This is a genomic window from Mesorhizobium sp. M0960 (assembly GCF_040319055.1).
In the GTDB taxonomy this organism is placed as follows: domain Bacteria; phylum Pseudomonadota; class Alphaproteobacteria; order Rhizobiales; family Rhizobiaceae; genus Mesorhizobium.
The window spans coordinates 1-25,299 of sequence record NZ_JAMYNN010000027.1 but is presented as its reverse complement, the minus strand read 5'-3'; the positions used below and the strand labels follow the sequence as shown (position 1 = coordinate 25,299).

Below are 25,299 nucleotides of genomic sequence, written 5' to 3'. Positions count from 1 at the left end.
CAGCTGATCGATCGTCAAATCTGCCAGTGCCCTGCGTCTTGCGGCGGTCCGCCGCCATCTCGTGAAGGCAGCGATCATCATTGCTGCGCTTTTCAAGCCAGACCCAAGCAAGCGTTTGGACATGCCGCGGGCGGCGCGAGTTTCCGTGTGAGCCATTGTTTTGGTCTCCCATTTCGAGTTTGCGGATGGGAGCGTGCCACGCAGGCGTTTTCGGACTGTTCGGCTGTGTGTGAACAATTGGGAGGAGTCCGACGATCCGCCGTTAAATCGGTGTTAAATCGATCCACCGAGATGCTATTCTGTCGCCGCGGTCAAAGTCTGGAGACGATTTGTGCGCATCCGGTTGCTTGGTGGCCTGGAGGTTACTTCCCCGGAGCGCCGGCCCGTCCGGTTCGCCACACGCAAGACTTCGCTTCTTTTTGCTGCTCTGGTTCTCGCAGGCCGCCGCGGCCATCGTCGCGAGCAGCTTTCCGAAGCCTTTTGGCCGGGGCGAAGCAATGGGCAGGCCCGCAATAGTTTGCGTCAGGCGCTGGTCGACATCAGGCGCACGTTCCCCGCCAGCTCGGATGCCACCGTCTACATCGATGGGGATCAGGAAACCGTCGCGCTTATTGCCGGTCCGGATGAGGCGGACATCTCGATCTTCGACCGGAAGCTGGAGGAGGGCCGGACCACTGATCTCGCCTTCGCCGCCGATCTGTACCGCGGTGAGCTGCTTGCCGGGCAAGCCATTCCTGACGAACTGGACGAGTGGTTTAGACCTTATCTGAGCAAGTATCAGCGCAAAGCGCTGCAGTTGGTCGATCGGCTGAGCCTGGCGCTGCCCGCACCCGGCTCAGCGGAAGAGACGGCCTGCGAAGGGCTCGCGGAGAGATTGCTCGCCCCGGATCCGACGGCGGAGGCGGCCCATCGGGCGCTGATCCGCATCCACGCTCATCGAGGTCACGAAAACGCCGCCTTACGCCAGTTCGAGCTGTGTCGGGCAGCTTTGAAAAAACATCTGGATGCAGAGCCTGAGGAGCAGACAAGCTCGCTGGCGGCTTCTCTGCAGTCCCGTGAACGACCTGAACGTCCGCGGCCGGAGCCAAGCTCCGGCGTCGCATCACTGGCGCAGGTTCTGGCGGCCCCGACGAGGCGCGACGACCACCCATCGGTAGCGGTGCTGCCGTTTCAGAATCTAAGCGGTGATATGGAGCAGGAATATTTTGCCGACGGTATGGTGGAAGACATTGTCACGGCCTTGGCTCACTTTCGTCACCTGTTCGTAGTCGCACGGAATTCGAGCTTCACCTACAGGGGACGGTCCGTAGACATAGAGCAGGTCGGGCGTGAGCTGGGCGTGCGCTATGTGGTCGAGGGAAGTGTTCGCCGGGCTGGCGACCGCCTGCGCATCGCCGGGCAGCTCATCGACACCTCGACAGGGGCCTATCTCTGGGCCGACCGTTTTGACGGAGCGCTCGCCGAAGTCTTCGATCTGCAGGACCAGGTCGCCTCGAGCATTGTCGGCGCAATCACACCGAAAATGGAGGAGGCTGAGATCGAGCGTGCCAAACGCAAACCGACTGAAAGCCTCGACGCCTATGACTACTATCTCCGCGGGCTGGCGGCCTTTGACCGGACGATCACTAGTAGGTCGGCCATTGACGATGCCTTGCGCCTCTTCATGAAGGCGATCGACGGTGACCCGGAGTTTGCCGCAGCCTATGCGCGGGCGGCGCGGTGCTATGCTACCCGAAAAAGCAACGGCTGGATGGTCGACCGCGCGAAAGAGAATGCCGAGGCTACTCGACTGGCCAGGAGAGCGGTCGAACTCGGAAGGGACGATGCGATTGCGCTTTCCTTCGGTGGATACGTGCTCGGCTACGTAGGTGGCGACCTTGACGACAGTGCGGCTTGCATCGATCGCGCGCTCGTTCTCAACCCGAATCTAGCGGCCGCGTGGGGCCTAAGCAGCTGGGTCAGGGCTTGCTTTGGCGAGCCAGGCAAGGCCGTCGAGCACGCCGCGCTTGCCATGCGCCTAAGCCCATTGGATCCACGCCTGTTCGCTTGGCAATTCAACACCGGGCTCGCTCATTTTTGTGCCGGCCACTACGATGACGCCGCCACTTGGGCGGGAAAGTCGCTGCGGTACCAACCGAACTACGTGAGCGCGATGCGTGTAGTGGCGGCGAGTCATGCCCTTGCGGGGCGCCTGTCGGAAGCGCAGCAGATGATGGCCCGGGTCTGCGAGCTCGATCCCTCGCTGCGGCTTTCGAATCTTGCCGAGGTGCTGCCGCCGTTTTATCGACCGGACGATCGCAGCAGGTACATCGAAGGCCTTCGCAAGGCGGGCCTGCCGGACTAACGCCATCTCAGCGTGAGGCGAGGCCGTCTTATGCCGGCTTCGTGCTTCGCGCGTCGGCGGGACGCGCGAGCGCTGTGGTATCAGACCTTGGCGACGATCCGCATGAAGGCCGGCATGTCGTCGCCGAAGCCCACGGTCGCGTCATTGTCTTCCTGGCGCTGACGGGCAGGGCGCTCGCGCTGTGGCCTGGTATCGCCGCGTTCCGGCGCGCGCCGCTCGCTGCGATCGGGCGAAGCCTTCCGTTCAGGTGAAGCTTGGCGCTCGCTGTTTTCCGAGCGGATCGCCTCTTTGCGGGTACGCCGCTCGCCGATGTCGGCGACCGCGGCTTCGGCCACGACCGGCTGTTCCTCGCTTACCGCTTCCGGCGCCGTTTCCTCGCCACGTTTGGCGTGGCGTTCACGCGGCTTGCGCTCGCCCCTGTCCTTGGCGTCGTCCTTGCGCCCGGCGCGGCGTGGCGCACCACGGCCACGGCGGGGGGCCTCATCCTCGCCGCCTTCGCTGACGACGACCGTCGACAGGTCGCCGTCATGCCACTCGATCTTGGTGCCGATCAGCCGTTCGATGGCGTCGATGTATTTGGTGTCCGATTTGGTCGCGATGGTGAAGGATTTGCCGGAGCGTCCGGCGCGGCCGGTACGGCCGATGCGGTGGACATAATCCTCGGCGTGGATCGGCACGTCGTAGTTGAAGACATGGCTGACGTCGGGAATGTCGAGGCCGCGCGCCGCGACGTCCGAAGCAACGAGATAGCGCAGCTTGCCGTCACGGAAATTGGCCAGCATCTGCATGCGCGCGCGCTGGTCCATGTCGCCGTGCAGGGCGCCGGCGTCGAAATCATGTTTCAGCAGCGAGCGGAACAGCTCCGACACCTCGACCTTGCGGTTGCAGAAGATGATGGCGTTCTTCAGCTCGGCATCCTCGGCCTTCATCAGATTGCGCAGCGTCTCGCGCTTGTCCCAAGGCTTTGGCCCGGATTTCACCAGCCGCTGGATGATGTTGGTGGCGGCCGATGCAGCCTTCGACACTTCGACGCGCACCGGCGCGTGCAGGAACTTCTCGGTGAGCTTGGTGATCTCCGGCGGCATCGTCGCTGAGAAGAACAGCGTCTGCCTGGTGAACGGGATCATCTCGCAGATGCGCTCGATGTCGGGGATGAAGCCCATGTCGAGCATGCGGTCGGCCTCGTCGATGACGAGGATCTCGACGCCATTGAGCAGGAGCTTGCCGCGCTCGCGATGGTCGAGCAGGCGGCCGGGAGTCGCGATCAGCACGTCGGCGCCGCGCTCGAGCTTCTTGTCCTGCTCGTCGAAGGACACGCCGCCGATCAGCAGCGCGATGTTGAGCTTGTGGTTCTTGCCGTATTTGACGAAGTTTTCCTCGACCTGCGCGGCTAGCTCGCGCGTCGGCTCGAGGATCAGCGTACGCGGCATGCGGGCGCGGGCGCGGCCCTTTTCCAGCCGGGTGAGCATCGGCAGGACGAAGGACGCCGTCTTGCCGGTGCCGGTCTGGGCAATGCCCAGCACGTCCTTGCCGAGCAAGGCGTGCGGGATAGCACCAGCCTGGATCGGCGTCGGCTCGGTGTAGCCGGCATCGGTAACTGCGGAAAGGACCTTCGGCGACAGGCCGAGGTCTGCGAAGGTCAACGCTTCTTGAGCGATCTGGGTGTCTGAGGACAAGTTTGGCTGTCTTTGGCTGGTTCGGGGGCGCAACATAGGCAGTCGCGGCAAGCGCCGCGCGCCTGCAAGATTGGTATTGCAGGTAGGCGCAAGCCTACGATTTGTCAACACAAACGGGCGGCATTGGCGCGATTGTGAAGTCGTAACCTTAATCGCGATGCTTAATTTGCGCAGTGGCTGCTGCGCCGGCTCAGTAGCGGAACTGTTCGGCGAGAATGCGCTCGTTCCACGAATGGTTGGGATCGAACAGCAGCGTCGCCGTCGCCGTCGGCGATTCCCTCACCGTGACCGTCGTCACCGCCTTGACCTCGGTGTGGTCGGCGGCGGCATTCACCGGCCGCTTTTCCGGCTCCAGAATGTCGAAACGCACGATCGCCTTGTTGGACAGCAGCGCGCCGCCCCCGCGGGGCGGCCGCAAACGGCGGGCCGGGGGCAGTGCCAGCAGCGGAGCGTCGAGCGGCAGGATCGGCCCGTGCGCCGACAGATTATACGCGGTCGAGCCGGCCGGCGTCGCAATCATCACGCCGTCGCAGTGCAATTCCTCCAGCCGTTCTTGCCCATCCACGGTGATGCGGATCTTGGCCGTCTGGTAGGATTGGCGCCAAAGCGCGACCTCGTTGATCGCCAGCGCCGAAATCGTCTCACCCTCCGCCGTCACCGCCTGCATCTCCAGCGGACGGATCGTTTCGGCGACCGCAGCCGCGATGCGCCCGGTCAAGCCGCTGGCGCGGTATTCGTTCATCAGGAAACCGATGGTGCCACGGTTCATGCCGTAGACCCTCTTTCCCGTGCTCATCGTCTCGCGCAGGGTCTGTAGCAGAAAGCCGTCGCCACCGAGCGCCACGACGATTCCGGCATCCTCGACGGATGCCTGGCCGTAGCGTGCCGAAAGGCTTTCCAGCGCTGCATTGGCGTCGGCTGTACCGGATGAGACGAAGGCGAAACGGCTGGCGGTTTTGCTCATGGCTCTCAACGACAACCGATTGGCAACGACCGATTGGTGGCGACCGGTTGCGGGGTCGCGCCAGCGCCGGGTTAGCATGGGCGGGCATTTCTGCAAAGGGAGGGAGGTGTCTTGAGATGGCGGCCAAACAGGCGCGCTCGCGCATCATGTCGGGGGACAAAATGATGTGATGGTTAAGACCTGCCTTAAACTCTCGTAAAGCCGGATCGATCATGTTAGCCGGCAGTGGATGGGCGGCGTGGGGCTAACCAGTCGAGGCCGATCTATTGCCGCTGGCACGCTTGATTATCGTCTTCCTGATGCTGGCAAGTTTTGCCCTGGCTTTCGCGGAACTGGTGCGCCAGTCGGAGGAAAAGAGTTTTAGACCCGAGCCCACGGCCTCACGCTGCGGCGACGCGGCGGGCACACCCTGCCCGCAAAGGGCGCTTTGACGCTATAGCGTAGTCCTTATCGGGCGAGCAGATGGCAGCCGGCCTGGCGCTTTTGCGCGAGATACTCGTCGACAACCTGGCGATAGCGGACTTTGCCGAAGCTCGGGAAATGCCCGCCATGCACGACCGAGACATCGAGATCGCGCATGCGCAGCAGCGTTTCGACATAGTCGTCGATATTGGAGTGATAAACGTCGTCGATCAGCGGGCCGTCATAGATGATGTCGCCGGAGAACAGGATGCCCGTCCTGTTTTCGTAGAGCGCAATGCCGCCGGGTGAATGGCCGGGCGTGTGGATCACCTCGAAGGCACGGTCGCCAAGATCGACGATGTCGCCTTGTTCGAGCAACCGGCCGGCTGGTGCGGGTAGGATCCGGTAGCGATTCGTGTCCCAGCCTTGCGGCATGCCGTCGAACATCTCCTCGGTGGCATAGCGGTCGGCAACCGTCCATTCGTTGCGCGGGTCGGCGAGGATCTCGGCCTCGGCCGGGTGCACGCAGCGGTCGGGAAATTCGTGATGGCAGCCGATATGGTCGAAATGCGTGTGGCTGGCCACGCAGGTGAGCTTGCGTTCCGTGACCAGCGGTACGTGGCGGCGCAGGCTGAAATGGCCGAGGCCCGTGTCGAACAGCAGGTCGCGGTCGCGGCCCCGCACATGCCAGATGTTGCAGCGGAAGAACGGCTTGATCCACGGCTCGTGGATCAGCGTCACGCCATCGCCCATGCGGATGCTTTCGTACCAGTGGCCGGCGTCGATGATTGGAAGCGTGCTCATGTTCAGTCCGCAAGCAGGATGACGTCGCCAGCATCGCACGATACGGCGACAACGTCGCCCGGCTGGACGGCCGATGCGGAGGGGACCTTGGCGATGAAGTGCAACGCCGGGTCGGTCGTGGAGGTTCCCAGCACGCGCTTGAAGCTACCCTGGAAGACGACGTCGCTGACCTTGGCCATGCCAAGCGCTACAGGGCCGCTGGCAGCGCCGAGGACAAGATGCTCAGGCCGGACGGCCAGCGCAACCGTCGAGCCGGCCGGCAATGTGCCAGCCAGCGAGAGCGACCCAAGCTTCGTGGTGACGGTGATTTTGCCGCTCTTCGCCTCGGTCACTGTTCCGGAAATCAGCGTGCTTTCGCCCATGAAGGTCGCGGAAAAGCGCGTCGCCGGCCGTGCATAGACGCGCTCTGGTGGCCCTTCATCCTCGATGCGCCCGTCATTCATCACCACGCAATGGTCGGCCAGCGCCATCGCCTCTTCCTGGTCGTGGGTGACGTGGATGAAGGCGGTGCCGACACGCTTCTGGATCGCCTTCAACTCGTCCTGCATCTGCCGGCGCAATTTGAGGTCGAGCGCACCGAGCGGCTCGTCGAGCAGGAGCACCGCCGGCTCGACCACCAGGGCGCGCGCCAGTGCCACGCGCTGCCGCTGCCCGCCGGAAAGCTGGTGCGGCTTCTTGTCGAAGGCGGTGGCGAGGCCAACCAGCGCCAGCGCCTCGCGCGCCCTTGCTGCCCGGGTTGCGCCATTGACACCCTGCATGCGCAGGCCGAAGCCGACATTGCTGCCGACGCTCATATGTGGGAACAGCGCATAGTCCTGGAACACGGTCGTCGTCGGCCGCTTCGCCGGTGGTACTGCGGTGCAGTCCTCGCCGCGGATCAGCACCTTGCCTTCGCTCGGCATGACGAAGCCGCCGAGAATGGACAAAAGCGTCGTCTTGCCGGAGCCGGACGGCCCAAGCAGGATCGTGTAGCTGCCCGGCTCGATCGTCAGCGAGACGTTCTTCAGCACCGTGTGCTGGCCGAAGCGATGCGAGACAGAGCTTATATCGACCAGTGGCGCCGTCATGCCGGCTTCCTCCGCAACAGCATCAGTTCGAACAATACCACCAACACGATGGAGACGGCGAAGACCAGCGAGCCGACGGCGTTGGTCTTGGGATTGAGACCGGAGCGCAGCAGGTTCCAGATCTCGACAGGCAGCGTCGTGTCGAAGCGCGTCAACAGGAACGAGATGACGAATTCGTCCCAGGAGAAGGTCATCGACAGGAAGAAACCGGCGAAGATCGCCGGCGCCATCACAGGCACGGTGATCAGCAGCAGCACCTTCCATTCGGGCGCGCCGAGGTCGCGCGCGGCGCGCTCGATATTGATCTGGTGGTCGCCCATCTGACTGTAGACGATGGCAAAGCACAGCGGCAGGTTGATCACGACATGGCCGATGCCGGCGGCAAGAAGCGACTTCGGCACGCCGGCCCAGTTGAACAGCACCAGCAGCCCCATGCCGATGATGAGATAGCTGACGGTCAGTGGCAGCGTGATCAGTCCACGCATCAGGCCCGAGCCCGGCAAGGCGAAGCGTGCAAAACCCCAGGCCGAGAGAAAGCCGAGCGTGACGGCGACAGCCGAAGAGAGGACGGCAACCAGCAGCGAGTTGACCAGCGCCGAGGTGAGCCGCGTATCGGCGAGCACGGCCTCGTACCAGCGCAGCGACGGCCCGGTGAAGGGCGGGATCGGAAACGACGTCGCCTGCAGCGAAAACAGTATCAGCACAACCACCGGCAGGAAGATGAAGCCGTAGATGGCGATGGCGTAAAGGCCGGAGACGAGGCGGATGAGAGCGCGCATGGTCAAGCCCGCTCGATCTTCAGCCAGCGGGCGCAGGCGAGATAGGCGATGGTGACGACCGCCATCAGGATGATCGACAGCGCCGAGGCGAGCGGAAAGTCGCCGCGCCGGCCGATCTGCATCATGACGAGCTGCGGCATCAACAGCTCATTGTTGCCGCCGAGGATCTGCGGTGTGATGTAGTCGCCGATGCACAGCACAAAGGTGAGGAAGGCGCCGACCATGATGCCAGGCAGCGTCAGCGGCAGAACGACATGCAGGAATGTCCGGATCGGCCCGGCGCCGAGGTCGGCTGCGGCCTTGCGGTAGCTGGGGCTGAGCTGCTTCAGATTGGCGAAGATCGTCAGCGTCAACAGCATGACGAAGAAATGCACGAAGCCGGTGACGGTCGCTAGCCGCGTATTGGCAAGCTGCAGCGGTTCGCTGAACAGCCCGGAGCCGGTCAACGCGCGGTTGACGACGCCGTTCTGCGCCAGCACCAGCAGCCACGAATAGGAACGCACGACATAGGAGGTCCAGAACGGCAGCACCGCCAGCATCAGCGCCAGCCGCTGCCAGCGCTCCGGCACCTGCTCGGCCAGGATCCAGGCGAAGGGATAGGCAAGCAGCACCGAGATCACGGTGACGATGGCCGTGACCTGCAGCGAATTCACCATCGCCTGCCAGTAGGATGGATTGGCAAAAAACTGGCTGTAGTTGGATAGCGTGAAGCCGCCGCCTTCATGCGCCGTCAGGCTGGATACCGCCATGGCGACGAAGGGCAGCACGAAGAACAGCAGCGTCCAGCCGAGCGCCGGCGTGACCAGCGCCCAGGGTAGGGCACGCCCGCTGCTGGCGGAGTTCACGACCGGCAGCCGGTCATTGCGCCTGCAGCATTTCGGTCCAGACGTCCTGCATCTTCTTGTCGAGATCGGCATTCGGCGCCGGATAGGATTGCGCGCGGGCGAGGAATTCCTCCTGCTCGTCGAAGCGCAGGATCTTCTTCTGCTCGTCGCTCAGCGCCGCCTTGGTGTTGGCCGGCATGCCCCAATAGCAGGACGAGGTGGCGAGCCGCGCCTGGCCTTCGGGGCTCATAATGTACTGGATGAATTTAAGTGCCAGGTTCTTGTTCTTGGAATCCTTGAACATTGCCAGCGACTGCGACCACAGCACGGCGCCTTCCTTCGGGATCGAGAAGTCGAGCGCCGGGTTTTCCTTGGCCAGCCCCGCCGTCACCCATTCGCCACCTCCGACCAGTATGTCGACCTCGCCGGTCGCCAGCGCTGTCTGGCTGGCGGTCACTTCGCCGACCAGCTTGGCATTGGCCTTCATTTTGAGCAGCTGTTCCTTGATGGCGGGAAGGTCGGCTTCGGTCAGTTCCGCCGTCTTCTTGCCGATCGCCAGGGCGGCCATGCCGATGACCGGCAGGTAATAGTCGTAGATGGCGATCTTGCCTTTGTATTTATCGCCGGTCAGCGCCGCCATCGACTGCATGTCGGCCGGGTCGACTTTGGTCTTGTTGTAGCCGATCGTGTTGTACCCGAACTTTTCGGTGATGCCGTAGCGCTTGCCGTCGACCACGGTGGAGCTATCCATCTTCACCTGCGGAAACAGGTCGGCCAGCGGCAGCTTGTCTTCCGGCAGTGGCTCGAACAGGCCTTTTTCGACGCCGCGCGGTATGTCGATGCTGTCGATCACCATCACGTCCCAATCGCCGGGCTGCGATTGTTCGACGATCGCCAGGCCAGCGCCGGTGCCTTCGAACTCCTTGACATTGACCCTGACGCCGTTGGCCTCCTCGAAAGGCTGCAACAGCGCCGGATCGGCGTGATCGCACCAGATCAGCGCGTTGAGGTCCTGCGCCTGAGCGAGGCTGCCCGTCGCCAGCAGCAGTGCCGCCGCGGCACATGCGCTGTGGAGATGGCTCTTCAGAACCGAAATCGTATTCCTGGTAGTTGGATTGGGGGTCTTTGGATTGATGGACATCGAGTGTTCTCCCTTGCCTTTTTTGGCTTGTGGCAAAAAATTGAACCAATTCTAAAATTGAGTCAATTCTGTTTTTGTGGCAAACAGCCGCTATGAGCGGATTGCGGGCAAGGCAGAAGGCGGATCGGCACCGCCGCATCATCGAGGCGGCGGCGGCGCTTTTCCGCGATGCCGGTTATGAAGGCGCCAAGATCGAGACGATTGCCGCGCAGGCTGAAGTCTCGGTCGGCACGATCTACAATTATTACCAGAACAAGGGCGACATCCTCGGCGCCATCGTTTCGATGGAGGTCAACGAAGTGCTCAATGCCGGGCGCGGCGTGGTGGCCAACCCGCCGGCCAATGTCGGCGACGCGCTGGACACACTGCTCGGCATCTATATCGAGCATTCGCTGCATTATCTCAGCAAGGAGATGTGGCGACAGGCGATGGCGATCTCGACGCAACTGCCGGACAGCCCGTTCGGCCAGGCCTATACCGCGCTCGACCGGGCACTGACCGAGCAGATCCGTGCGCTGATCGCCCGCCTGCAGGCGCTCGGCCTGGTGCGCCGCGACATCGATGGACACGCCTTGGGCGAACTGGTGTTCAACAACATGAACATGATGTTCATCGAGTTCGTGAAGCGCGACGGGGCGAGGATGGCCGAACTGCGCACTGCGATACGGCGGCAGAATAGGATATTGGTGGCGGCGATTGGGGTTTGACTGCAGTCACCCAGCCGAAAGACCTGCCCGAGCGAGGGCTTCGGGCGCCGGCGTGACGTGCCCGTGCGGCTTGCAATAGCCGGGGTCGATCGCGCGATAGCCGAGCAGATGGCCGAGTGGCGCCAGGATCCCCAGCGCCACTCGCTGAATCGCAGGTGGCGGGTGCGTGAAGACGATAACGTCGGCAAATTCCCCGGCGATGACCGCCGCCTGAAGCGGCGAAGGCCTGCCTTTTTTGTCCACCTTGCCGGCATTGGCCAGGCCGAAGAGCATGCCAATCAGCAGCTCGAAACGGTTCGGGTCGATATCGTCCGCACCCGGCGCCCGGTCGACTTCGACCAGGACATGCGCTTCTTCGGTTTTGCTGCTGTTCCACCAATCATGTGCGACGCCTGCTTCGATCGCGGCGGATTGGCCAGGCCCCAGAGACAAAGTCTTCCCGGCGATGCAAGCATCGAGCCGGCCGCCGAGGACGGTAAACCGTTCCGTCAGGTTCGGGTGGAAGTGCTCGCCCACCACTGCGGCTCCCGGCCGAGCGGTCAGATGGGCGATGCCTGGCCCATCTCCGCGGTCTTCCGTGCCACGCAGGATGACAGCATATTCGCCGGTCACCTTGTTCTCGTAGACATCTCCACAGCGTGACATGGATCAGCTCGTGGGTTCATAGCATCAGCGCCGCCAACTATACGGTTGAAGGCATGGTGCTTCAACGCCTACAGGCGCCGACGTTCTGTTAACACAGGCGCGACGCCCTACCGAACATGCTTTGGAGGCCGCGCTCGCGGAAACGGCACGACCGTCAGCGGCGCCTTGCGGAATTCTGCGATGGCTATTTCTTCAATCAGCGCGTCGAGGGCCTCGTTGACGCGCCGGCTCGTTTCATCCGCGCCGCAGAGGCGGTTTTGTGCGCACTCCAAAAGCTCGCGCGCCGCGGCGAAATCGCTTCGCATGACAACACCCTTTGGTTTTTGGCCCGCCGCACCGACATTGTCGGCGCGCTTAATTGAGCGAGTGCTAATATACACAGGAGCAATTTAATCGAATGGTACGAGATGGCCGAGGCCGGGAGAGCGGGCCGAAATGACGGCTCTGCAACGGCGAAGACACGCCCGGGCTCAGCGTTTCCAGATATGAGATGCTAGCTCGTTGTCTGGCGACAGATTTTGCCAGCAATTTCACGGAAGTTTCTGGTGACCCGACGAGGACGGTCCCGACACGTACGCCCCTAGTACGATCTTGGGCGGCTTAGATATTCTCTGGCGGCGGCAATCTGGCGTCGATGCTCGCGGAGGAAAGCCGCGCCGAAACAAATCGCAAAGGCCAGTACGGAAAGGCTTGTCGTTGCTCTTGATGCTGGATCGGGATCGGGACTTATCAGGAAACGGAAACCAAGCGCGAAGGCGAAGACGATAAGGCCGCCAAACATACCGTTGATGAAGGGGGCGGTCGTGCGTTTCTGCTCCAACGAAGACTCCTAGGTTTTCCGCTAGGGAACTATGGTTTCCGCTAGGGAATATATGCGTTGAAGCTGATGTGCTACCGATCTGACGGCCCCGGCCTGTGGATATCGGGGACGAGCAGATATCAAGCGCCCCCGAGGTCTCAAGAAGCCCGCACTGGTGCCCCCGGACGGAATCGAACCGCCGACCTTCGGTTTACAAAACCGCTGCTCTACCAGCTGAGCTACAAGGGCACGGCGCTCGGGTTAGCATATTTGCTGCGCCAGTAAAGACAAAACTCCGTTTTCGGCTGCCGCGACCGCGCCGGTTCTGCCGCCAGGGCGTCCTGAAAACGGCCAATTCGCTTCCTATATTGACCGAAGGTGCAATCGCATCAGCGAGGCTGTCGCATGATCAGGTTTGTCATCATTCTCCCGCTCGTCGTCGTGGCCTGGGTTCTCCTGGTGAAGCTCGTCAGGGATCTGAAGCGCGCCAATATCGACTGGACCGGCGTCACCACCATCATCGGCTTCATCGCGCTCGCCTTCTGGCTTCGCCATATCACCGGCATGGGCTGAGGTCTGCCGATTGTTCCGGTGAACTGTCGACCGGCGACTGTTCGTGGTCGCGGCCGACGCATCAGGCCGGGCGATTTCTCCCTTCGAGAAAAAATCCAAAAAGATCTTCGAACCTTTTTCCTTGTTGCGACGACTGACGGTCAAGAGGCGGTGGGTCGCCTCTCACAACAAGGAGATCGTCATGTTCAAACGCACCATCGTTTCCGGCCTCGTCGCCACCACCGTCGCCGCCGCCATGCTGGTTGGTACGGTTCAGCCTTCGGCCGCCCATCACAAGCACTACAACAAGCACCTCGGCATCGGCATTGCTGCAGGTGTCGGCGGCTTCCTGCTCGGCAGCGCGCTCGCCCAGCCGCGCACCGTCTATATCGAGGAAGACGGCGGCTCCTGGCATGTCCGGCGCTGCCTCAATCGCTACCAGAGCTACGACCCGTACTCGGACACCTATGTCGGGTACGACGGTTATCGCCATCGCTGCCACCTTTGAGAGCCACTACCGCCCGTTGAGAGGAGGTGACCGTTTCAGGCAACCGGAAGAAGGGGCATCCCACCGCCCTTTTTCTGTATGTCTGAGTTCCTATTCGAATGGTCGACTGCCAATGTCGGCATAGCTCATCATTTTTGAATTGGGCGCCGTCGACGAAACTGCCAATCTCCCCCCTTGCGGGGGAGATGCCCGGCAGGGCAAAGGGGGGTGCTGCCCCGCACTACTTGCCAGGCAATCGGAGCCTCCCCCTCAAGACGTTCGGAATGGGCTAAATCGAAAATTTGCGATCCTTCGCACCCCCCTCTGTCCTGCCGGACATCTCCCCCGCAAGGGGGGAGATTGGATTGCCGCACGGCTTTCGCCAATCGCCAACACTGAAAACTGCCTTATCCCGCCGTTCGGCTCTTGCCGATGTACAGGGGTTTCCCAGCAGCCTAATCTACAAGCCGAACAGCAATCTACTGCCGAGCCGAAACAGGGAGAGGGCGCTTGGGCGAGCACGATCCGAACGAAGAGCCGATCGAGACGATTTTCCGCAACGGCACAATCACCACCGTCGGCATCCTGCTGGCGTTCTCGCTGGGCTTCATCACGCATTGGGCCGCCAACCCGATACCATGGGAAATCTATCACCTGGCCGCCGTCGTGCCGATTTTGATCGGCATTGCCCTGCAGATACGAGCGCTGCGGTTGCTGCTCGATATAACGTCTCTACAACGGCGCGTTTATGAACGCGCCAATCGTATCTTCATTGCCGGCCTCATCTTCACCGCCTGCGGAGTTGGGCTGGCGATGCTGCTTGATTTCTACGACCTGTCGACCAAGAGCGCGGTGCCCGGGGCCTAGCTCTGGCCATCCTGGCAGATGTCGCACCATTCGGCGCTGGTCAGCGCTGCCATGCGCTCGGTTCGCTGCCAAGGCCGGGAGGTGTCGGCAGGCCGCCGATCATCCTCGTCACCTCCGCAGCTGCATCGCGCACCAACGGGCCGATCTCGGCCAGCCGTTCCGGCGTGACCCGCACCGTCGGCCCGGAGACTGAAACGCCGCCAATCGGCTCGCCGAACTCGTTGAAGATGGCGGCGGCAACGCAGCGCATGCCCGGATGCCGCTCCTCGTCGTCTACTGACCAGCCGCGCAGCTTGATCGTCACCAGGTCGCGGGCGAGAGCCGAGATGTCGGACAGCGTGTTTTCAGTGAAGCGCTCCAGCCCGGCCCGGCGCAGGATAGTGGCGACGCGCTCCGGCTCGAGATGCGCCAGCACCGCCTTGCCGATGCCCGAGGCGTGGAAAGAACTGCGCGTGCCCGGCCGGAAGAAGGCGCGGATCGCCTGATGCGTCTCGACCTGGCTGACGAAGACGACGCAATCGTCCTCGGCGACACCGAGATTGGCGGTCTCGCCGGTCTTCTCCATCAATTCCTGCATGACGATGCGGGCGCGATCGACCAGCTTGCGGCGGCGCAGGAACGCCGCGCCCATGCGATAGGTCTCGACGCCGATCGACCACAGCTGGTCGGTGCCGTCGAACTCGACCATGCCATGGTTCTCCAGCGTCGTCAGCATGCGGTAGGCGGTGGATGCCGGCAGACTGGAGCTGGCGGCGATCTCGCTCAGCGACAGGCCACTGCCGTCGGCCACGATTGCCAGGATGCGAAGCGCCCGGTCCAGCGACTGCACCGAAGCGGCCTCGGACGGTCCGTTGAAGGCGCGCGGCCGGCCGCGCTGGCGTTTTTCGGTGGTTTCCATGGATCCATTCTTCCCCTGTTCGCCCAAGCAAGCAATGAAAAAGTTTTTCATCGATTTGCGAAGCGAATTCATGGAAAACAGAAAGGCCAATCAATTCAATTCACAAGAGCCGCTCTCTAGAAATGAAAAAATATTCTGAAAAAATTGAAAAATAGTCGGCGCACTGGCATCATCGGCCATCAACAATTCCGTGGAGGCTGACATGGCCAAGATGCGCGCAGTCGACGCAGCGGTTCTCGTCCTCGAAAAAGAAGGCATTTCCTGTGCCTTCGGCGTGCCGGGTGCTGCGATCAACCCGCTTTATTCGGCGCTGAAGGCGAGGGGCAGTATCCGCCACATCCTTGCGCGGCACGTCGAGGCGGCTTCGCATATGGCCGAAGGATTTACCCGCGCCAGATCGGGCAATATCGGTCTGTGCATCGGCACTTCGGGTCCCGCCGGCACCGACATGATCACCGGCCTCTATGCGGCCGCTGCCGATTCCATCCCGATCCTCTGCATCACCGGGCAGGCGCCGCGGGCTCGCCTCAACAAAGAGGATTTCCAGGCTGTCGACATCGCCGCCATCGCCGCGCCCGTCGCCAAATGGGCTGTTACCGTCATGGAACCCTATCTGGTGCCGATGGCGTTGCAGAAGGCGTTCCATCTGATGCGCTCGTCGCGGCCGGGGCCGGTTCTCGTTGATCTGCCGGTCGATGTGCAACTGGCTGAGATCGAGTTCGACATCGATGCTTATGAGCCGCTGGTGCCGTTCAAGCCGGCAATGTCGCGCGCTCAGGCGGAGAAGGCCCTGAAAATGCTCAATGCGGCCGACAAGCCGCTGATCGTCGCCGGTGGCGGCATCATCAACGCCGATGCGTCGGACCTGTTGATCGAATTCGCCGAAGTCACCGGCGTGCCTGTCATTCCGACGCTGATGGGCTGGGGCGCGATCCCCGACGACCACCGCCTGATGGCTGGCATGTGCGGGCTGCAGACCTCGCACCGCTACGGCAATGCGACGATGCTCGAAGCCGATTTCGTATTAGGCATCGGCAACCGCTGGGCCAACCGCCACACCGGTTCGGTCGACGTCTACACCAAGGGCAAGAAATTCATCCACGTCGATATCGAACCGACGCAGATCGGCCGCGTCTTCGCGCCGGACCTTGGCGTCGTCTCGGACGCCGGTGCGGCGCTTAAAATGCTGCTCGACGTCGCCACCGAATGGAGGACGGCCGGGAAATTGCGCGACTGGTCGGGCTGGGCCGGCGAATGCCGGCAGCGCAAGAAGACGATGAAGCGCAAGACGCATTTCGACCAGGTGCCGCTGAAGCCGCAGCGCATCTACGAGGAGATGAACAAGGCGTTCGGCCGCGACACCACCTACGTCACCACGATCGGCCTGTCGCAGATCGCCGGGGCGCAGTTCCTGCATGTCTACAAGCCGCGCAACTGGATCAATTGCGGCCAGGCCGGGCCGCTCGGCTGGACATTGCCGGCGGCGCTCGGCGTGCGCGCCGCCGATCCGGACCGTACCATTGTCGCACTTTCCGGCGATTATGATTTCCAGTTCATGATCGAGGAACTGGCAGCCGGCGCGCAGCACAGACTGCCCTACATCCATGTCGTCGTGAACAATGCCTATCTCGGCCTGATCCGCCAGGCGCAGCGCGGGTTTTCGATGGATTTCGAAGTCAGCCTGGCCTTCGAGAACGTCAATCGACAGGGCGATGCCGAAGCTGGCTACGGCGTCGACCACGTCGCTGTCGCCGAGGCGATGGGCTGCAAGGCTGTCAGGGTGCGCAAGCCGGAGGAATTCGCCGGTGCCTTCGAGGAGGCGCAGCGCCTGATGAACGAGCACCAGGTTCCGGTTGTGCTCGAATTCATCCTCGAGCGCGTCACCAACGTTTCGATGGGCACCGAAATCGACAAGATCACCGAGTTCGAGGAGCTTGCCGAGCATCACGAAGACGCGCCGACGGCGATCGTCATGCTCGACTAGCTGTTTTATGAGGAATTACTGCCATGCCACGGTTTTCAGCCAATCTTTCGATGCTCTTTGGCGAGCACGACTTCCTCGACCGCTTCGATGCCGCCGCCCGAGCGGGCTTTAGGGGTGTCGAGTATATCGGTCCCTATGACCATGCGCCGGATGTCGTTGCGGCAAGGTTGAAGCAGAACGGGTTGACGCAGGTCCTGTTCAACCTGCCTGCCGGTGACTGGGCCAAGGGCGAGCGCGGCATCGCGATCCTGCCGGACCGCATCCCGGAGTTCCGGCAAGGCATTGCCAAGGTCGTCACCTACGCGCACGCGCTGGGTTGCGAGCAGGTCAATTGCCTCGCCGGCATCGCGCCGCAGGGCGTCGATCGCTCCGTGCTGGAAGACGTCTTCGCCGAAAATCTGGCTTTCGCGGCGGAAAAGCTGGAGCAGGCCGGCATCCGGCTGCTGATCGAGCCGATCAACACCCGCGATATCCCGGGCTTCTTCCTGAATTACTCGGACCAGGCGCTGGCGCTGATCGACCGCGTCGGCTCGAAGAACCTGTTCCTGCAATACGACATCTATCACATGCAGATCATGGAGGGGGATCTCGCCCGTACCATCGAGGCAAACCTCAACCGCATCGCGCATATCCAGCTTGCGGACAATCCTGGCCGTCATGAGCCGGGGACGGGCGAGATCAATTTTCCTTTTTTATACAAGCACATCGACAGGATCGGGTACCCCGGCTGGGTCGGGGCGGAGTACAAGCCGAAGGGCGGAACGGAAGCCGGGCTCGGGTGGTTTCGGGACGGGGCCGGGCAGGGGAGTGCGGCGGCATAGACGCTACGTATCGCACGTCGCGTTCCTGCGCGCCCCCTCTGGCCTGCCGGCCATCTCCCCCACAAGGAGGGAGATTGGATGTCACCGCCGCTTTCGCCAATTTTCGAGGTCGGGAAAGTTTAACGGCCGGAGCGCGAACTGCCGATCTCCCCACTCGTGGGGAGATGGCCGGCAGGCCAGAGGGGGGCGCGCAGGAACGCCGCCTTAACAAGAAACGGAGAAAGACATGGAAACCATCGGCTTCATCGGACTCGGCATTATGGGCGCGCCGATGGCGGGGCATCTGCTCAATGCTGGCTATCACCTCGTCGCCAGCGACCACCGCTCGAAACCGCCGGCGGATCTGGTCACCAGGGGATTAAAGACCATCACCGGCCATGACGCTGTCGCCCGTGCCGCCGACATTGTCATCACCATGGTTCCCGACACACCGCAGGTCGCCGACGTGCTGTTCGGCCAAAACGGCGTCGCATCCGGCCTGAAAAGAGGCAAGCTGGTCATCGACATGAGCTCGATCTCGCCGATCGAGACCAAGGCCTTTGCAAGAAAGGTCAACGATCTCGGCTGCGACTATCTCGATGCCCCGGTGTCGGGCGGCGAGGTCGGCGCCAAAGCGGCATCGCTGACCATCATGGTCGGCGGCGAGGAAACAGCCTTCGAACGCGCCAGGCCCATCTTCGAGAGGATGGGCAAGAACATCACTTTGGTCGGGCCCAACGGCGTCGGCCAGACCACCAAGGTCGCCAATCAGATCGTCGTCGCGCTGACCATCGAGGCCGTCGCCGAAGCGCTTGTCTTTGCTTCAAAAGCCGGCGCCGACCCGGCCAAGGTCAGGCAAGCGCTGATGGGCGGGCTGGCCGCCTCGCGCATCCTGGAAGTGCACGGCGAGCGCATGATCAAGCGCACCTTCGCACCCGGCTTCCGCATCGAACTCCACCAGAAGGATCTCAATCTCGCGCTGGAAGGCGCGAAAGCCCTCGGCGTGGCGCTGCCCAACACCTCAACGACGCAGCAATTGTTCAATTCCTGCGCCGCTAATGGCGGGGCCAAGGAGGATCACTCGGCGCTTGTTCGAGCGCTGGAGCGGATGGCGGGATGTGAAGTAGGGAAGTAGGGAATAGGAGAGAATAAGGGAGTAGAGACGTGCAGTTAGCGAATACCGTGAATATGCTTTCCCCTACTCCCTTATTCCCCTATTCCCTAACCTAGAAACTTCCTCGCCGCATAAAGCGCCACCGCCGCCGCATTCGACACGTTGAGCGAGCGGATGGCGCCGGGCATGTCGAGCCGGGCCAGCGTCGTCACCGTCTCGCGCGTCTTCTGGCGCAGGCCCTTGCCTTCGGCGCCGAGCACCAGCGCTATTCTGTCGCCGGAAAAACTCTTTTCAAGCTCCGCCGGTCCATCCGAATCGAGACCGATGGTCTGGAATCCGGCATCGTGCAGCTGGCCGAGCGCATCGGCGAGGTTCTTTACCTCGATCTGGTCGATATGCTCGAGCGCGCCGGAGGCCGACTTCGCCAGCACGCCGGATTCCTGCGGGCTGTGGCGCGCCGTGGTGATCAGTGCGCCGGCACCGAAGGCCACCGCCGAGCGCAGGATCGCGCCGACATTGTGCGGATCGGTGATCTGGTCGAGCACCAGCACCAACCTGGTGTCGCCGAGCGCATCGAGGCGTTTCGGTTTCAGCGGCTCGGCCTCGATCAGCACGCCCTGGTGCACGGCATCCGAGCCGGTGACCTTGTCGATGTCCCTGGGTTCGACCAACTCCGCCTTGAAGGGCAAAGCGCCGAGATCGGCGATTGCCAGCCGCTCGGCAGCGTTGCGCGTCACCAGCATTTTCTTGATCTTGCGGCGCGGATTGTCGAGTGCGGCCCGCACCGTGTGCAGCCCGTAAAGCCGCACCAGCCCGTCCGCCGCGTTCTCGCCGGGCGGCACCGGCTGGCGTGGCCTGAACGCCGGCGCGCCGCCGCTCTTCTCGTCGCGATGCGCGCGGCGCAGCTTGGCGTAGTGGGTATCTTTCGGGGTCTTCGATTTGTTATCGTTGCTCATGGCGGCCTCTATAGCCGTGTCGTCCGGCGATGGATACAGCTGCACAAGGTGCTTGTCAGGCGAGGTGCGAAATTCAGCGCTTTTTGCCGGGCTGTTGTGGTTGACAGTTTTGGGCGCTGCCGCCATAAGGCGCTTCGCGGAAGGGCTGCTTTGGCGGCCGCGACGCGTCGATGCCTCGTTGCATGGCTCCGGCGGCAGACTGGAGAGGTGCCCGAGTGGTTAAAGGGGACGGACTGTAAATCCGTTGGCTATGCCTACGTTGGTTCAAATCCAACCCTCTCCACCACTGCCGGCCCGGAAGCCCTGAAACGCAGAGCGAGCGTCGGAGCGTATCCGATGCTTGACTGAAAGGCGCGGGTATAGCTCAGTGGTAGAGCAGCAGCCTTCCAAGCTGAATATGCGGGTTCGATTCCCGCTACCCGCTCCAGATTTCCCGCAGCCGCGGCGTCCCTCGCGCACGATCCCGAAGCAGGCACTGCCAAGTGAAGCGCTTTGCCGATAATTCAAAGTGTTGGTTGCGCGTCCAGACGGACGCGCAACGACCTTAATCCGTTGTTTTATGCATGTCGTTGTACCAAACCGCAGGCGGTGTTGGGCGACATGCCTTAACTCGCGAATTTGCTGAATATGGACGCGAGCTGGTTCTGCTGCGGCACTTGCCCGTTCGGCGTCAGCTGGTCGACAAGCCCTGGCAAGGCTGCGGACAGTTGCTTGAGCAGGTCCTGCTGGTTAAGCCCCGTCCTTTGCGCGATCTCCTGAATGATTTGTGGCCCGAGAGCGCTGCCCAGATCGCTGGGGTTGATCGGCTGGTTCTGACCGGTACCGACCCACGAATTGGCGACGTTGCCGTGGCCGGCGTCCTTCAGTTTGTCGAGCAGGCCGCCCAGACCGCCGAGCAGGCCGCCATCGGCGGATGCTGTTGTATCAGGCGGGACGGGGGCAGGGCTTTGCGTTGCCTCCGGCTGGGCGGAACTTCCACCGCTCAGCATTTTTCCCACCAAAAGTGCGCCGAGCGCGATCATCAGCGGCTTGGCGACGTTGCCGCCGGGAACGGCATTGTCAAACAGTCCCATTGTGGATCTCCATGTCAAATTGCCCGTCCGTCTCCGACAATGACGCATCCATGGCGAATTTCAAGCCGGTTTGAGCTTTCCGTAATCATGATTTTCAAGTTGGCTTGAGCTTTGCTTAATAATGTGGAAGTAATCGAGCGCGGGGAACGGAGAGGAAAAATGTCAATATTAAGCTGGATTATTCTCGGCGTCATCGCCGGCTTCATAGGCAGCAAGATCGTCAATAAAAGCGGGCAAGGCCTTGTGCTCGACATCGTGCTCGGGATTGTCGGGGCCATCGTCGGAGGGCTCATCTTCAGCGCGTTTGGCGCGTCGGGCGTTACCGGGCTCAACATCTATAGCCTGATCGTAGCCGTGGTCGGTGCCGTGGTTGTCCTCTGGGCCTATCATCAGTTCAGCGGCAAGAGGGCTCTATAGAAGCCGTCCGGCAGTTGCGTCGGCATTCGGGTGAATGCCGACCGCCTAACTGATCCTTCTGAGGATTTCGCGGATCAGCGTGTTGAGGCCGGCTTCCAGCCCTCTCACCATGATCGGCCATAGTTCCTCCAGCAATCGCTGCCATACGGCATCCCGCCCAATCCTCACCGGCAGATTTGGCATCGAGCTCATTGCCGCCGTCACGTCGCGGCGCAGCCGCTCGCCGCAGCCGCTTGCGCCGCTGATCGTCGGATCGAAAGGCAGCCGGGTGAAATCCCATTTTCCGCGTTGCTCGATGCCGAGATTGCTTTCGACCTCGGCGTGCGAGAGCACCGTTTTGGGCGTGACCTTGATGCGGTAATATTTGCAGAGTTCGGCGACAACCGCGGTCATCGCGTCCCACTGCGCCCTGGTCATCGGATAGCGGCCGGCATCGAACGGCCTTTCCTCCGCCCCGGCCATGCAACAGAGCGAAACCCCGATCGAGCCGCCGTTGCAGTTGAGCGTGTGCGCGGCATATCCCGGTTTTACCCGGCCGGAATTGAGCGCGATCGAAGGCCGGCCCCTGACCAGACGGCCATTCCCCTCGACCAGTATGTGATATGCATCCTTGTCGGTATCGCCGGCCGAATGCGAGCCCGCCGTCCAATGGCAAATGACGCGCCTCATCGCAACATTGGGCAACCACTCGGGCGGTAATGCCACAGAAATCCCCGCGACATAGGTTCGGTGACGGAGCACAGTATAGTTTCTTTGGCGACGGACGCGAAAACGAAACGATAATTTGGTTGAGCGTTTTCTAACGGTCAGCTATTCGTCGGCATCTCCAGCGACCACGTGTTCTTCATATTGCGGCAGGTCGTCGGTGATCGTGAACCACTTCGCCTTGGAGCCGACAAAGATGTGCTGCGTCGGGCGGATGGTCGGCTCGTCGACCAGGGTTCCCATGGCGACATGCACGAAGGCACCGCCGCGGACCACCGAATAGAGCAACGAGCCGCAAGTCTTGCAGTGCGCGTTATGGCCGGTTTCGTCGCCGAAGATCATGAGATTGTCCTCGCCCCTGGTCAGGCTCAGCCTGTCGCGTTCGATGCCGGCGAATGGCTTGAACGCCGAACCGGTGGTGCGCCGGCAGTTCGAGCAGTGGCAGTTCGCGGCATAGATGAACGCGTCCGCCACCGCATACTGAACGGCGCCGCACAGGCACTTTCCGGTGAGCGTGCGGTTGCTTGCATTCTGGTTGCTTTCCGGGCTTGCCATGCGCTTCTCCACTTCCGCTCTAGGCGACGACAGTCAACCGGCGCTTGCGCTCGTCGAGCGAGACGATTGTCAACCCGCTGGCCACCACCAGCAGGATACCGCAGATGGCCAGCGCATTCGGGAGTTGCCGGAATACCACCAGGCCCGAAATCACCGCCCAGACGGTGAAGCAATAGTAGAACGGCGCCACCACGCTGGTCGGCCCGACCCGATAGGCCATGAAGATGAAGAAGTGGCCGAAGATCAGGAACAGTCCGGCCCCCGCCATCAGCAGCAGGTGATGGGTTTCAGGCACGACCCACTGCTCGGAAAGCAGATGCGCGACGCCGGCGCCGGCGAGCACCACGACCACCGCGGAAATGGCAACAACCATCCCCGGCACCTCGGCGGCGACCTTGCGTCCCGCCAGATCGCGTGCCGCGGACAGAGCGGCATTGCCCAGCGCCAGCAGGGCGTAGACCGAAATCCCCTGCATCGTCGGTTGTGCCACCATCACCGCGCCGATAAAGCCAAGGCCGATCAGCGCCAGCCGCACCCCGCCGATCCGTTCGCCAAACAGGATCGAGGAGCCGACCAGCATCAGCAAGGGTGTGATCTGCCCAAGCGCGGTCGAATCGGCGATCTGCATGTTGGCGAGCGCCACCACGTAGCAAAGGATAGCACCCAGTTCGAGCAGGTTCCTGCGCAACACCTTCGCGTCGAGGATCAGCGGGATCTGCTTGCCATAGCCCAGCATGAACAGCAGCGGAATGCCCCACAATGTTGCCGCAGCGCCGCGCAGGAACAGCACCTCATAGGGCGGCAGTCCCGCGGTTGCGAGCTTCATCATCGTGTCGTTCACGATGTAGGACCCGGTCGAAACGACCATGAACAGCGGGCCTCGGATGGCAATCGGGATGAAATGCATGGGCCGACGAAATCAGACCGGCGCAGCAGCGGCAATGGGCCAGCGGCAAGCGAACGGATTTCCAGCGGCAAGCGAACGGATTATGGCTTCAATTCACGTTGAGCGCTCCAGCCCGCGAAGCCAAGCGTGTCGGAAAAGCCTGCCATGCGCGGCCGACCACCAGGCCTGACACAAGCAGCGCCGAGAGAAAGGCGGTGGCCAGGTGGTCCGAGGGGCCCGAGACGAGCAGAATTCCGGCAGCGATCACGACAGCGCTTTCTTTCGCCGAAAATCCTGATTTTCCTAGAAACGCCAGCGGGATGGCAAGAGCCACGAAATCATAGATGAACGCGTAAGGCGAAGCGAGAATCGTCACGGTTGCGAGCGCTGCTGCCTTGACGTCGAACGCCACTTTTTGACGCCATATCCAGACAATGCCGGCGCTCAGAACTGCGATGAGCAGGCCCTGCGCGGTCCATGCGAGCGTCCAATTCCACCCAAGCGCGCGGACAAAACCGTAGAGGCTTTGAAGCTTGGAGAAGTCAGCCCTACCATCGACGAGAATGGTGCCGTTGACCTTGGCGGCGGCATCGAAGAAATCGGACCAAATCTCGGCGCCGAAGAGGCCGATGGAAAGCATGATCATGACGGTGGTGGAAACAGCGGCCCAACCGATCACTCGCCAAAAGCCTCCGGCGATGAGCGCAAGCGGGATCATCAGACCGAATTGCGGCTTATAGGTGAGCAGGCCGAAGCAGAGGCCGGCCAGCGCGGGGCGTTTTTCGATCGAGGCGATGGCTGCGCCAAGCAACGCAGCGGTAATGAAGCCGTTTTGGCCGACCACGGTATTCCAAAGCACGGGGGGCCAGGCCATGGCTGCCAGAATCGCAACGCGTGTGTTCCCGATCAGCCGTATGGCGGCGGCGTAGAGCGTTATCCCGGTCGCCATCCATGCAACCAATGCAGCCGGATAGGATAGCAACGCCAGTGCGGCGGTCACGATCAGGAAAGTCGGAGGATACTGCCATGAAAAATAGCCGTCGAAGGTAGCACCGCTTTCAGCGGTCGCGATGCTCTTGTGCAGGTCCCAATTATAGGCATCGGCGGCACGGCCTTGCAGGACAAGCTTGCCAGCCCCCCAGAATGCGATGAAGTCGGTCGCCAGCGGCCGCCCGTTTTCGTCGAACAGCCAGCTGCCGATCAATATCGAAATGCCAAGCACGCCGATGTAAGTGCAGATCAAGCCGCATATGGCCAGATAGATCAGACGTTGCAGGTTCTGCCCTGTCGCGATGGTGGCAATCCGCATGATGCTCATTTACCCGCAAGTGCCCAGGCGCCATTCTGCTCCAGTGTCATTAAGCCAGTCTCATTAAGGGAGTGTCATTAAGGGTTTGTGGCGCCTCCGGCCTTGGGTCGTGCCCATCTTACATTTCCGTCTTGCCATTCCCATATCGGCCACATCCCCTAAATCGGATCATGGGTTCGAACCGAGTGAGCCGCGCTCAGCCACAAGGCACTTGTGTTTTTCGGCCTTAGTCGCTAATCGCCCCGCATTCGACTGAACTGAAGGTCCAGGCCGTCCTTAGGCCGTCCAAGGAAAGAGACTATGGCAAAAGGTAAATTCGAGCGCACTAAGCCTCATGTGAACATTGGCACGATTGGTCACGTCGACCACGGCAAGACGTCGCTGACGGCGGCGATCACCAAGTATTTTGGCGAATACAAGCGCTACGACCAGATCGATGCGGCGCCGGAAGAGAAGGCGCGCGGCATCACCATTTCGACGGCACACGTCGAATACGAGACGGCTGCCCGCCACTATGCCCATGTCGACTGCCCCGGCCACGCCG

The 25,299-nt window shown here is 62.1% G+C and carries 27 protein-coding genes and 3 tRNA genes; 12 read left to right on the top strand and 18 right to left on the bottom strand.

What is annotated here, in order from left to right:
- Positions 1-331: 331 nt before the first annotated feature.
- Positions 332-2,344 (top strand): BTAD domain-containing putative transcriptional regulator, encoded by a 2,013-nt coding sequence (locus tag NKH63_RS29070; protein WP_352484564.1) that lies wholly within the window; start codon positions 332-334, stop codon positions 2,342-2,344.
- 80 nt (positions 2,345-2,424) lie between these two features.
- Here NKH63_RS29070 and NKH63_RS29065 read toward each other — a convergent pair whose 3' ends face one another.
- From NKH63_RS29065 to NKH63_RS29035, 7 genes are all read right to left on the bottom strand, one after another.
- Complete coding sequence (locus NKH63_RS29065) at positions 2,425-4,020, bottom strand: DEAD/DEAH box helicase (protein WP_352484565.1); 1,596 nt, start codon at positions 4,018-4,020, stop codon at positions 2,425-2,427.
- 190 nt (positions 4,021-4,210) lie between these two features.
- Positions 4,211-4,984 carry an NAD kinase gene (locus NKH63_RS29060; protein ID WP_352919931.1) on the bottom strand — a complete coding sequence of 258 codons (774 nt, stop codon included), beginning with the start codon at positions 4,982-4,984 and terminating at the stop codon, positions 4,211-4,213.
- A 447-nt stretch (positions 4,985-5,431) separates the two neighbouring features.
- Positions 5,432-6,190, bottom strand: a complete 759-nt coding sequence (locus NKH63_RS29055; RefSeq protein WP_352484567.1) for an MBL fold metallo-hydrolase — start codon at positions 6,188-6,190, stop codon at positions 5,432-5,434.
- A gap of 2 nt (positions 6,191-6,192) precedes the next feature.
- A complete protein-coding gene (locus tag NKH63_RS29050; protein WP_023717498.1) occupies positions 6,193-7,257 on the bottom strand; it encodes an ABC transporter ATP-binding protein in 1,065 nt (354 codons plus the stop codon).
- The gene (locus NKH63_RS29045) at positions 7,254-8,036 is read right to left on the bottom strand and encodes an ABC transporter permease (protein WP_023717499.1); all 783 of its coding nucleotides are present in this window, start codon (positions 8,034-8,036) and stop codon (positions 7,254-7,256) included. Before NKH63_RS29045 ends, NKH63_RS29050 begins: the two co-directional genes overlap by 4 nt.
- A gap of 2 nt (positions 8,037-8,038) precedes the next feature.
- Entirely contained in the window at positions 8,039-8,881 is an 843-nt protein-coding gene (locus NKH63_RS29040) for an ABC transporter permease (protein WP_023717500.1), read from the bottom strand.
- 13 nt (positions 8,882-8,894) lie between these two features.
- Positions 8,895-10,001: a polyamine ABC transporter substrate-binding protein gene (locus tag NKH63_RS29035; protein WP_031193537.1), complete on the bottom strand. Its 1,107-nt coding sequence runs from the start codon at positions 9,999-10,001 to the stop codon at positions 8,895-8,897.
- 92 nt (positions 10,002-10,093) lie between these two features.
- On the opposite strand from NKH63_RS29035, the gene NKH63_RS29030 reads away from it, so the two are divergent.
- On the top strand, positions 10,094-10,708 hold the full coding sequence (locus NKH63_RS29030) for a TetR/AcrR family transcriptional regulator (RefSeq protein ID WP_023717502.1): 615 nt from the start codon (positions 10,094-10,096) through the stop codon (positions 10,706-10,708).
- Positions 10,709-10,714: 6 nt separating this feature from the next.
- On the opposite strand, the gene NKH63_RS29025 is transcribed toward NKH63_RS29030, so the two are convergent.
- The 4 genes from NKH63_RS29025 to NKH63_RS29010 all read right to left on the bottom strand — a co-directional run bounded on the left by NKH63_RS29025 (position 10,715) and on the right by NKH63_RS29010 (position 12,401).
- Positions 10,715-11,353, bottom strand: a complete 639-nt coding sequence (locus NKH63_RS29025; RefSeq protein WP_352484568.1) for a cupin domain-containing protein — start codon at positions 11,351-11,353, stop codon at positions 10,715-10,717.
- Between the two features lie 107 nt (positions 11,354-11,460).
- The gene (locus NKH63_RS29020) at positions 11,461-11,658 is read right to left on the bottom strand and encodes a hypothetical protein (protein ID WP_084641813.1); all 198 of its coding nucleotides are present in this window, start codon (positions 11,656-11,658) and stop codon (positions 11,461-11,463) included.
- A gap of 275 nt (positions 11,659-11,933) precedes the next feature.
- Positions 11,934-12,173: a hypothetical protein gene (locus NKH63_RS29015; RefSeq protein WP_031193539.1), complete on the bottom strand. Its 240-nt coding sequence runs from the start codon at positions 12,171-12,173 to the stop codon at positions 11,934-11,936.
- A gap of 152 nt (positions 12,174-12,325) precedes the next feature.
- Positions 12,326-12,401 (bottom strand) — tRNA-Thr (locus NKH63_RS29010).
- Between the two features lie 156 nt (positions 12,402-12,557).
- On the opposite strand from NKH63_RS29010, the gene NKH63_RS29005 reads away from it, so the two are divergent.
- The 3 genes from NKH63_RS29005 to NKH63_RS28995 all read left to right on the top strand — a co-directional run bounded on the left by NKH63_RS29005 (position 12,558) and on the right by NKH63_RS28995 (position 14,058).
- Positions 12,558-12,725, top strand: a complete 168-nt coding sequence (locus NKH63_RS29005; protein ID WP_023717505.1) for a hypothetical protein — start codon at positions 12,558-12,560, stop codon at positions 12,723-12,725.
- 43 nt (positions 12,726-12,768) lie between these two features.
- Positions 12,769-13,212 (top strand): BA14K family protein, encoded by a 444-nt coding sequence (locus NKH63_RS29000; protein ID WP_245278519.1) that lies wholly within the window; start codon positions 12,769-12,771, stop codon positions 13,210-13,212.
- A 489-nt stretch (positions 13,213-13,701) separates the two neighbouring features.
- Positions 13,702-14,058 carry a hypothetical protein gene (locus NKH63_RS28995; protein WP_352484569.1) on the top strand — a complete coding sequence of 119 codons (357 nt, stop codon included), beginning with the start codon at positions 13,702-13,704 and terminating at the stop codon, positions 14,056-14,058.
- 40 nt (positions 14,059-14,098) lie between these two features.
- Here the strand turns inward: NKH63_RS28995 and bhcR are convergent, their stop codons facing one another.
- Positions 14,099-14,956 carry an HTH-type transcriptional regulator BhcR gene (bhcR, locus tag NKH63_RS28990; RefSeq protein ID WP_352484570.1) on the bottom strand — a complete coding sequence of 286 codons (858 nt, stop codon included), beginning with the start codon at positions 14,954-14,956 and terminating at the stop codon, positions 14,099-14,101.
- Between the two features lie 202 nt (positions 14,957-15,158).
- Here bhcR and gcl point away from each other — a divergent pair, with 202 nt between their 5' ends.
- The 3 genes from gcl (at position 15,159) to NKH63_RS28975 (ending at position 18,875) form a co-directional block, all read left to right on the top strand.
- On the top strand, positions 15,159-16,940 hold the full coding sequence (gene gcl, locus NKH63_RS28985; RefSeq protein ID WP_352484571.1) for a glyoxylate carboligase: 1,782 nt from the start codon (positions 15,159-15,161) through the stop codon (positions 16,938-16,940).
- Between the two features lie 23 nt (positions 16,941-16,963).
- Complete coding sequence (gene hyi, locus NKH63_RS28980) at positions 16,964-17,761, top strand: hydroxypyruvate isomerase (RefSeq protein WP_352484572.1); 798 nt, start codon at positions 16,964-16,966, stop codon at positions 17,759-17,761.
- Positions 17,762-17,987: 226 nt separating this feature from the next.
- Positions 17,988-18,875, top strand: a complete 888-nt coding sequence (locus NKH63_RS28975) for a 2-hydroxy-3-oxopropionate reductase (protein WP_352484573.1) — start codon at positions 17,988-17,990, stop codon at positions 18,873-18,875.
- Positions 18,876-18,961: 86 nt separating this feature from the next.
- Here NKH63_RS28975 and NKH63_RS28970 read toward each other — a convergent pair whose 3' ends face one another.
- Entirely contained in the window at positions 18,962-19,810 is an 849-nt protein-coding gene (locus NKH63_RS28970) for a TrmH family RNA methyltransferase (protein WP_023717511.1), read from the bottom strand.
- Between the two features lie 201 nt (positions 19,811-20,011).
- Here NKH63_RS28970 and NKH63_RS28965 point away from each other — a divergent pair.
- Together NKH63_RS28965 and NKH63_RS28960 are read left to right on the top strand one after the other, a co-directional pair.
- A tRNA-Tyr gene (locus NKH63_RS28965) sits at positions 20,012-20,096 on the top strand.
- Positions 20,097-20,163: 67 nt separating this feature from the next.
- A tRNA-Gly gene (locus NKH63_RS28960) sits at positions 20,164-20,237 on the top strand.
- Between the two features lie 178 nt (positions 20,238-20,415).
- Here the strand turns inward: NKH63_RS28960 and NKH63_RS28955 are convergent.
- On the bottom strand, positions 20,416-20,883 hold the full coding sequence (locus NKH63_RS28955; protein WP_023717512.1) for a YidB family protein: 468 nt from the start codon (positions 20,881-20,883) through the stop codon (positions 20,416-20,418).
- A gap of 159 nt (positions 20,884-21,042) precedes the next feature.
- On the opposite strand from NKH63_RS28955, the gene NKH63_RS28950 reads away from it, so the two are divergent.
- On the top strand, positions 21,043-21,300 hold the full coding sequence (locus tag NKH63_RS28950) for a GlsB/YeaQ/YmgE family stress response membrane protein (RefSeq protein WP_023717513.1): 258 nt from the start codon (positions 21,043-21,045) through the stop codon (positions 21,298-21,300).
- Positions 21,301-21,345: 45 nt separating this feature from the next.
- Here the strand turns inward: NKH63_RS28950 and NKH63_RS28945 are convergent, their stop codons facing one another.
- From NKH63_RS28945 to NKH63_RS28930, 4 genes are all read right to left on the bottom strand, one after another.
- The gene (locus NKH63_RS28945) at positions 21,346-22,005 is read right to left on the bottom strand and encodes a peptidoglycan recognition protein family protein (RefSeq protein WP_352919926.1); all 660 of its coding nucleotides are present in this window, start codon (positions 22,003-22,005) and stop codon (positions 21,346-21,348) included.
- 105 nt (positions 22,006-22,110) lie between these two features.
- Positions 22,111-22,560 (bottom strand): GFA family protein, encoded by a 450-nt coding sequence (locus NKH63_RS28940; protein WP_023717515.1) that lies wholly within the window; start codon positions 22,558-22,560, stop codon positions 22,111-22,113.
- A gap of 19 nt (positions 22,561-22,579) precedes the next feature.
- Positions 22,580-23,467 (bottom strand): DMT family transporter, encoded by an 888-nt coding sequence (locus NKH63_RS28935; RefSeq protein WP_352484575.1) that lies wholly within the window; start codon positions 23,465-23,467, stop codon positions 22,580-22,582.
- A gap of 88 nt (positions 23,468-23,555) precedes the next feature.
- Positions 23,556-24,764: a glycosyltransferase family 87 protein gene (locus NKH63_RS28930; protein WP_352484576.1), complete on the bottom strand. Its 1,209-nt coding sequence runs from the start codon at positions 24,762-24,764 to the stop codon at positions 23,556-23,558.
- A 291-nt stretch (positions 24,765-25,055) separates the two neighbouring features.
- Here NKH63_RS28930 and NKH63_RS28925 point away from each other — a divergent pair.
- A partial coding sequence (locus tag NKH63_RS28925) for a GTP-binding protein (RefSeq protein WP_352484577.1) occupies positions 25,056-25,299 on the top strand: 244 nt, incomplete at its 3' end.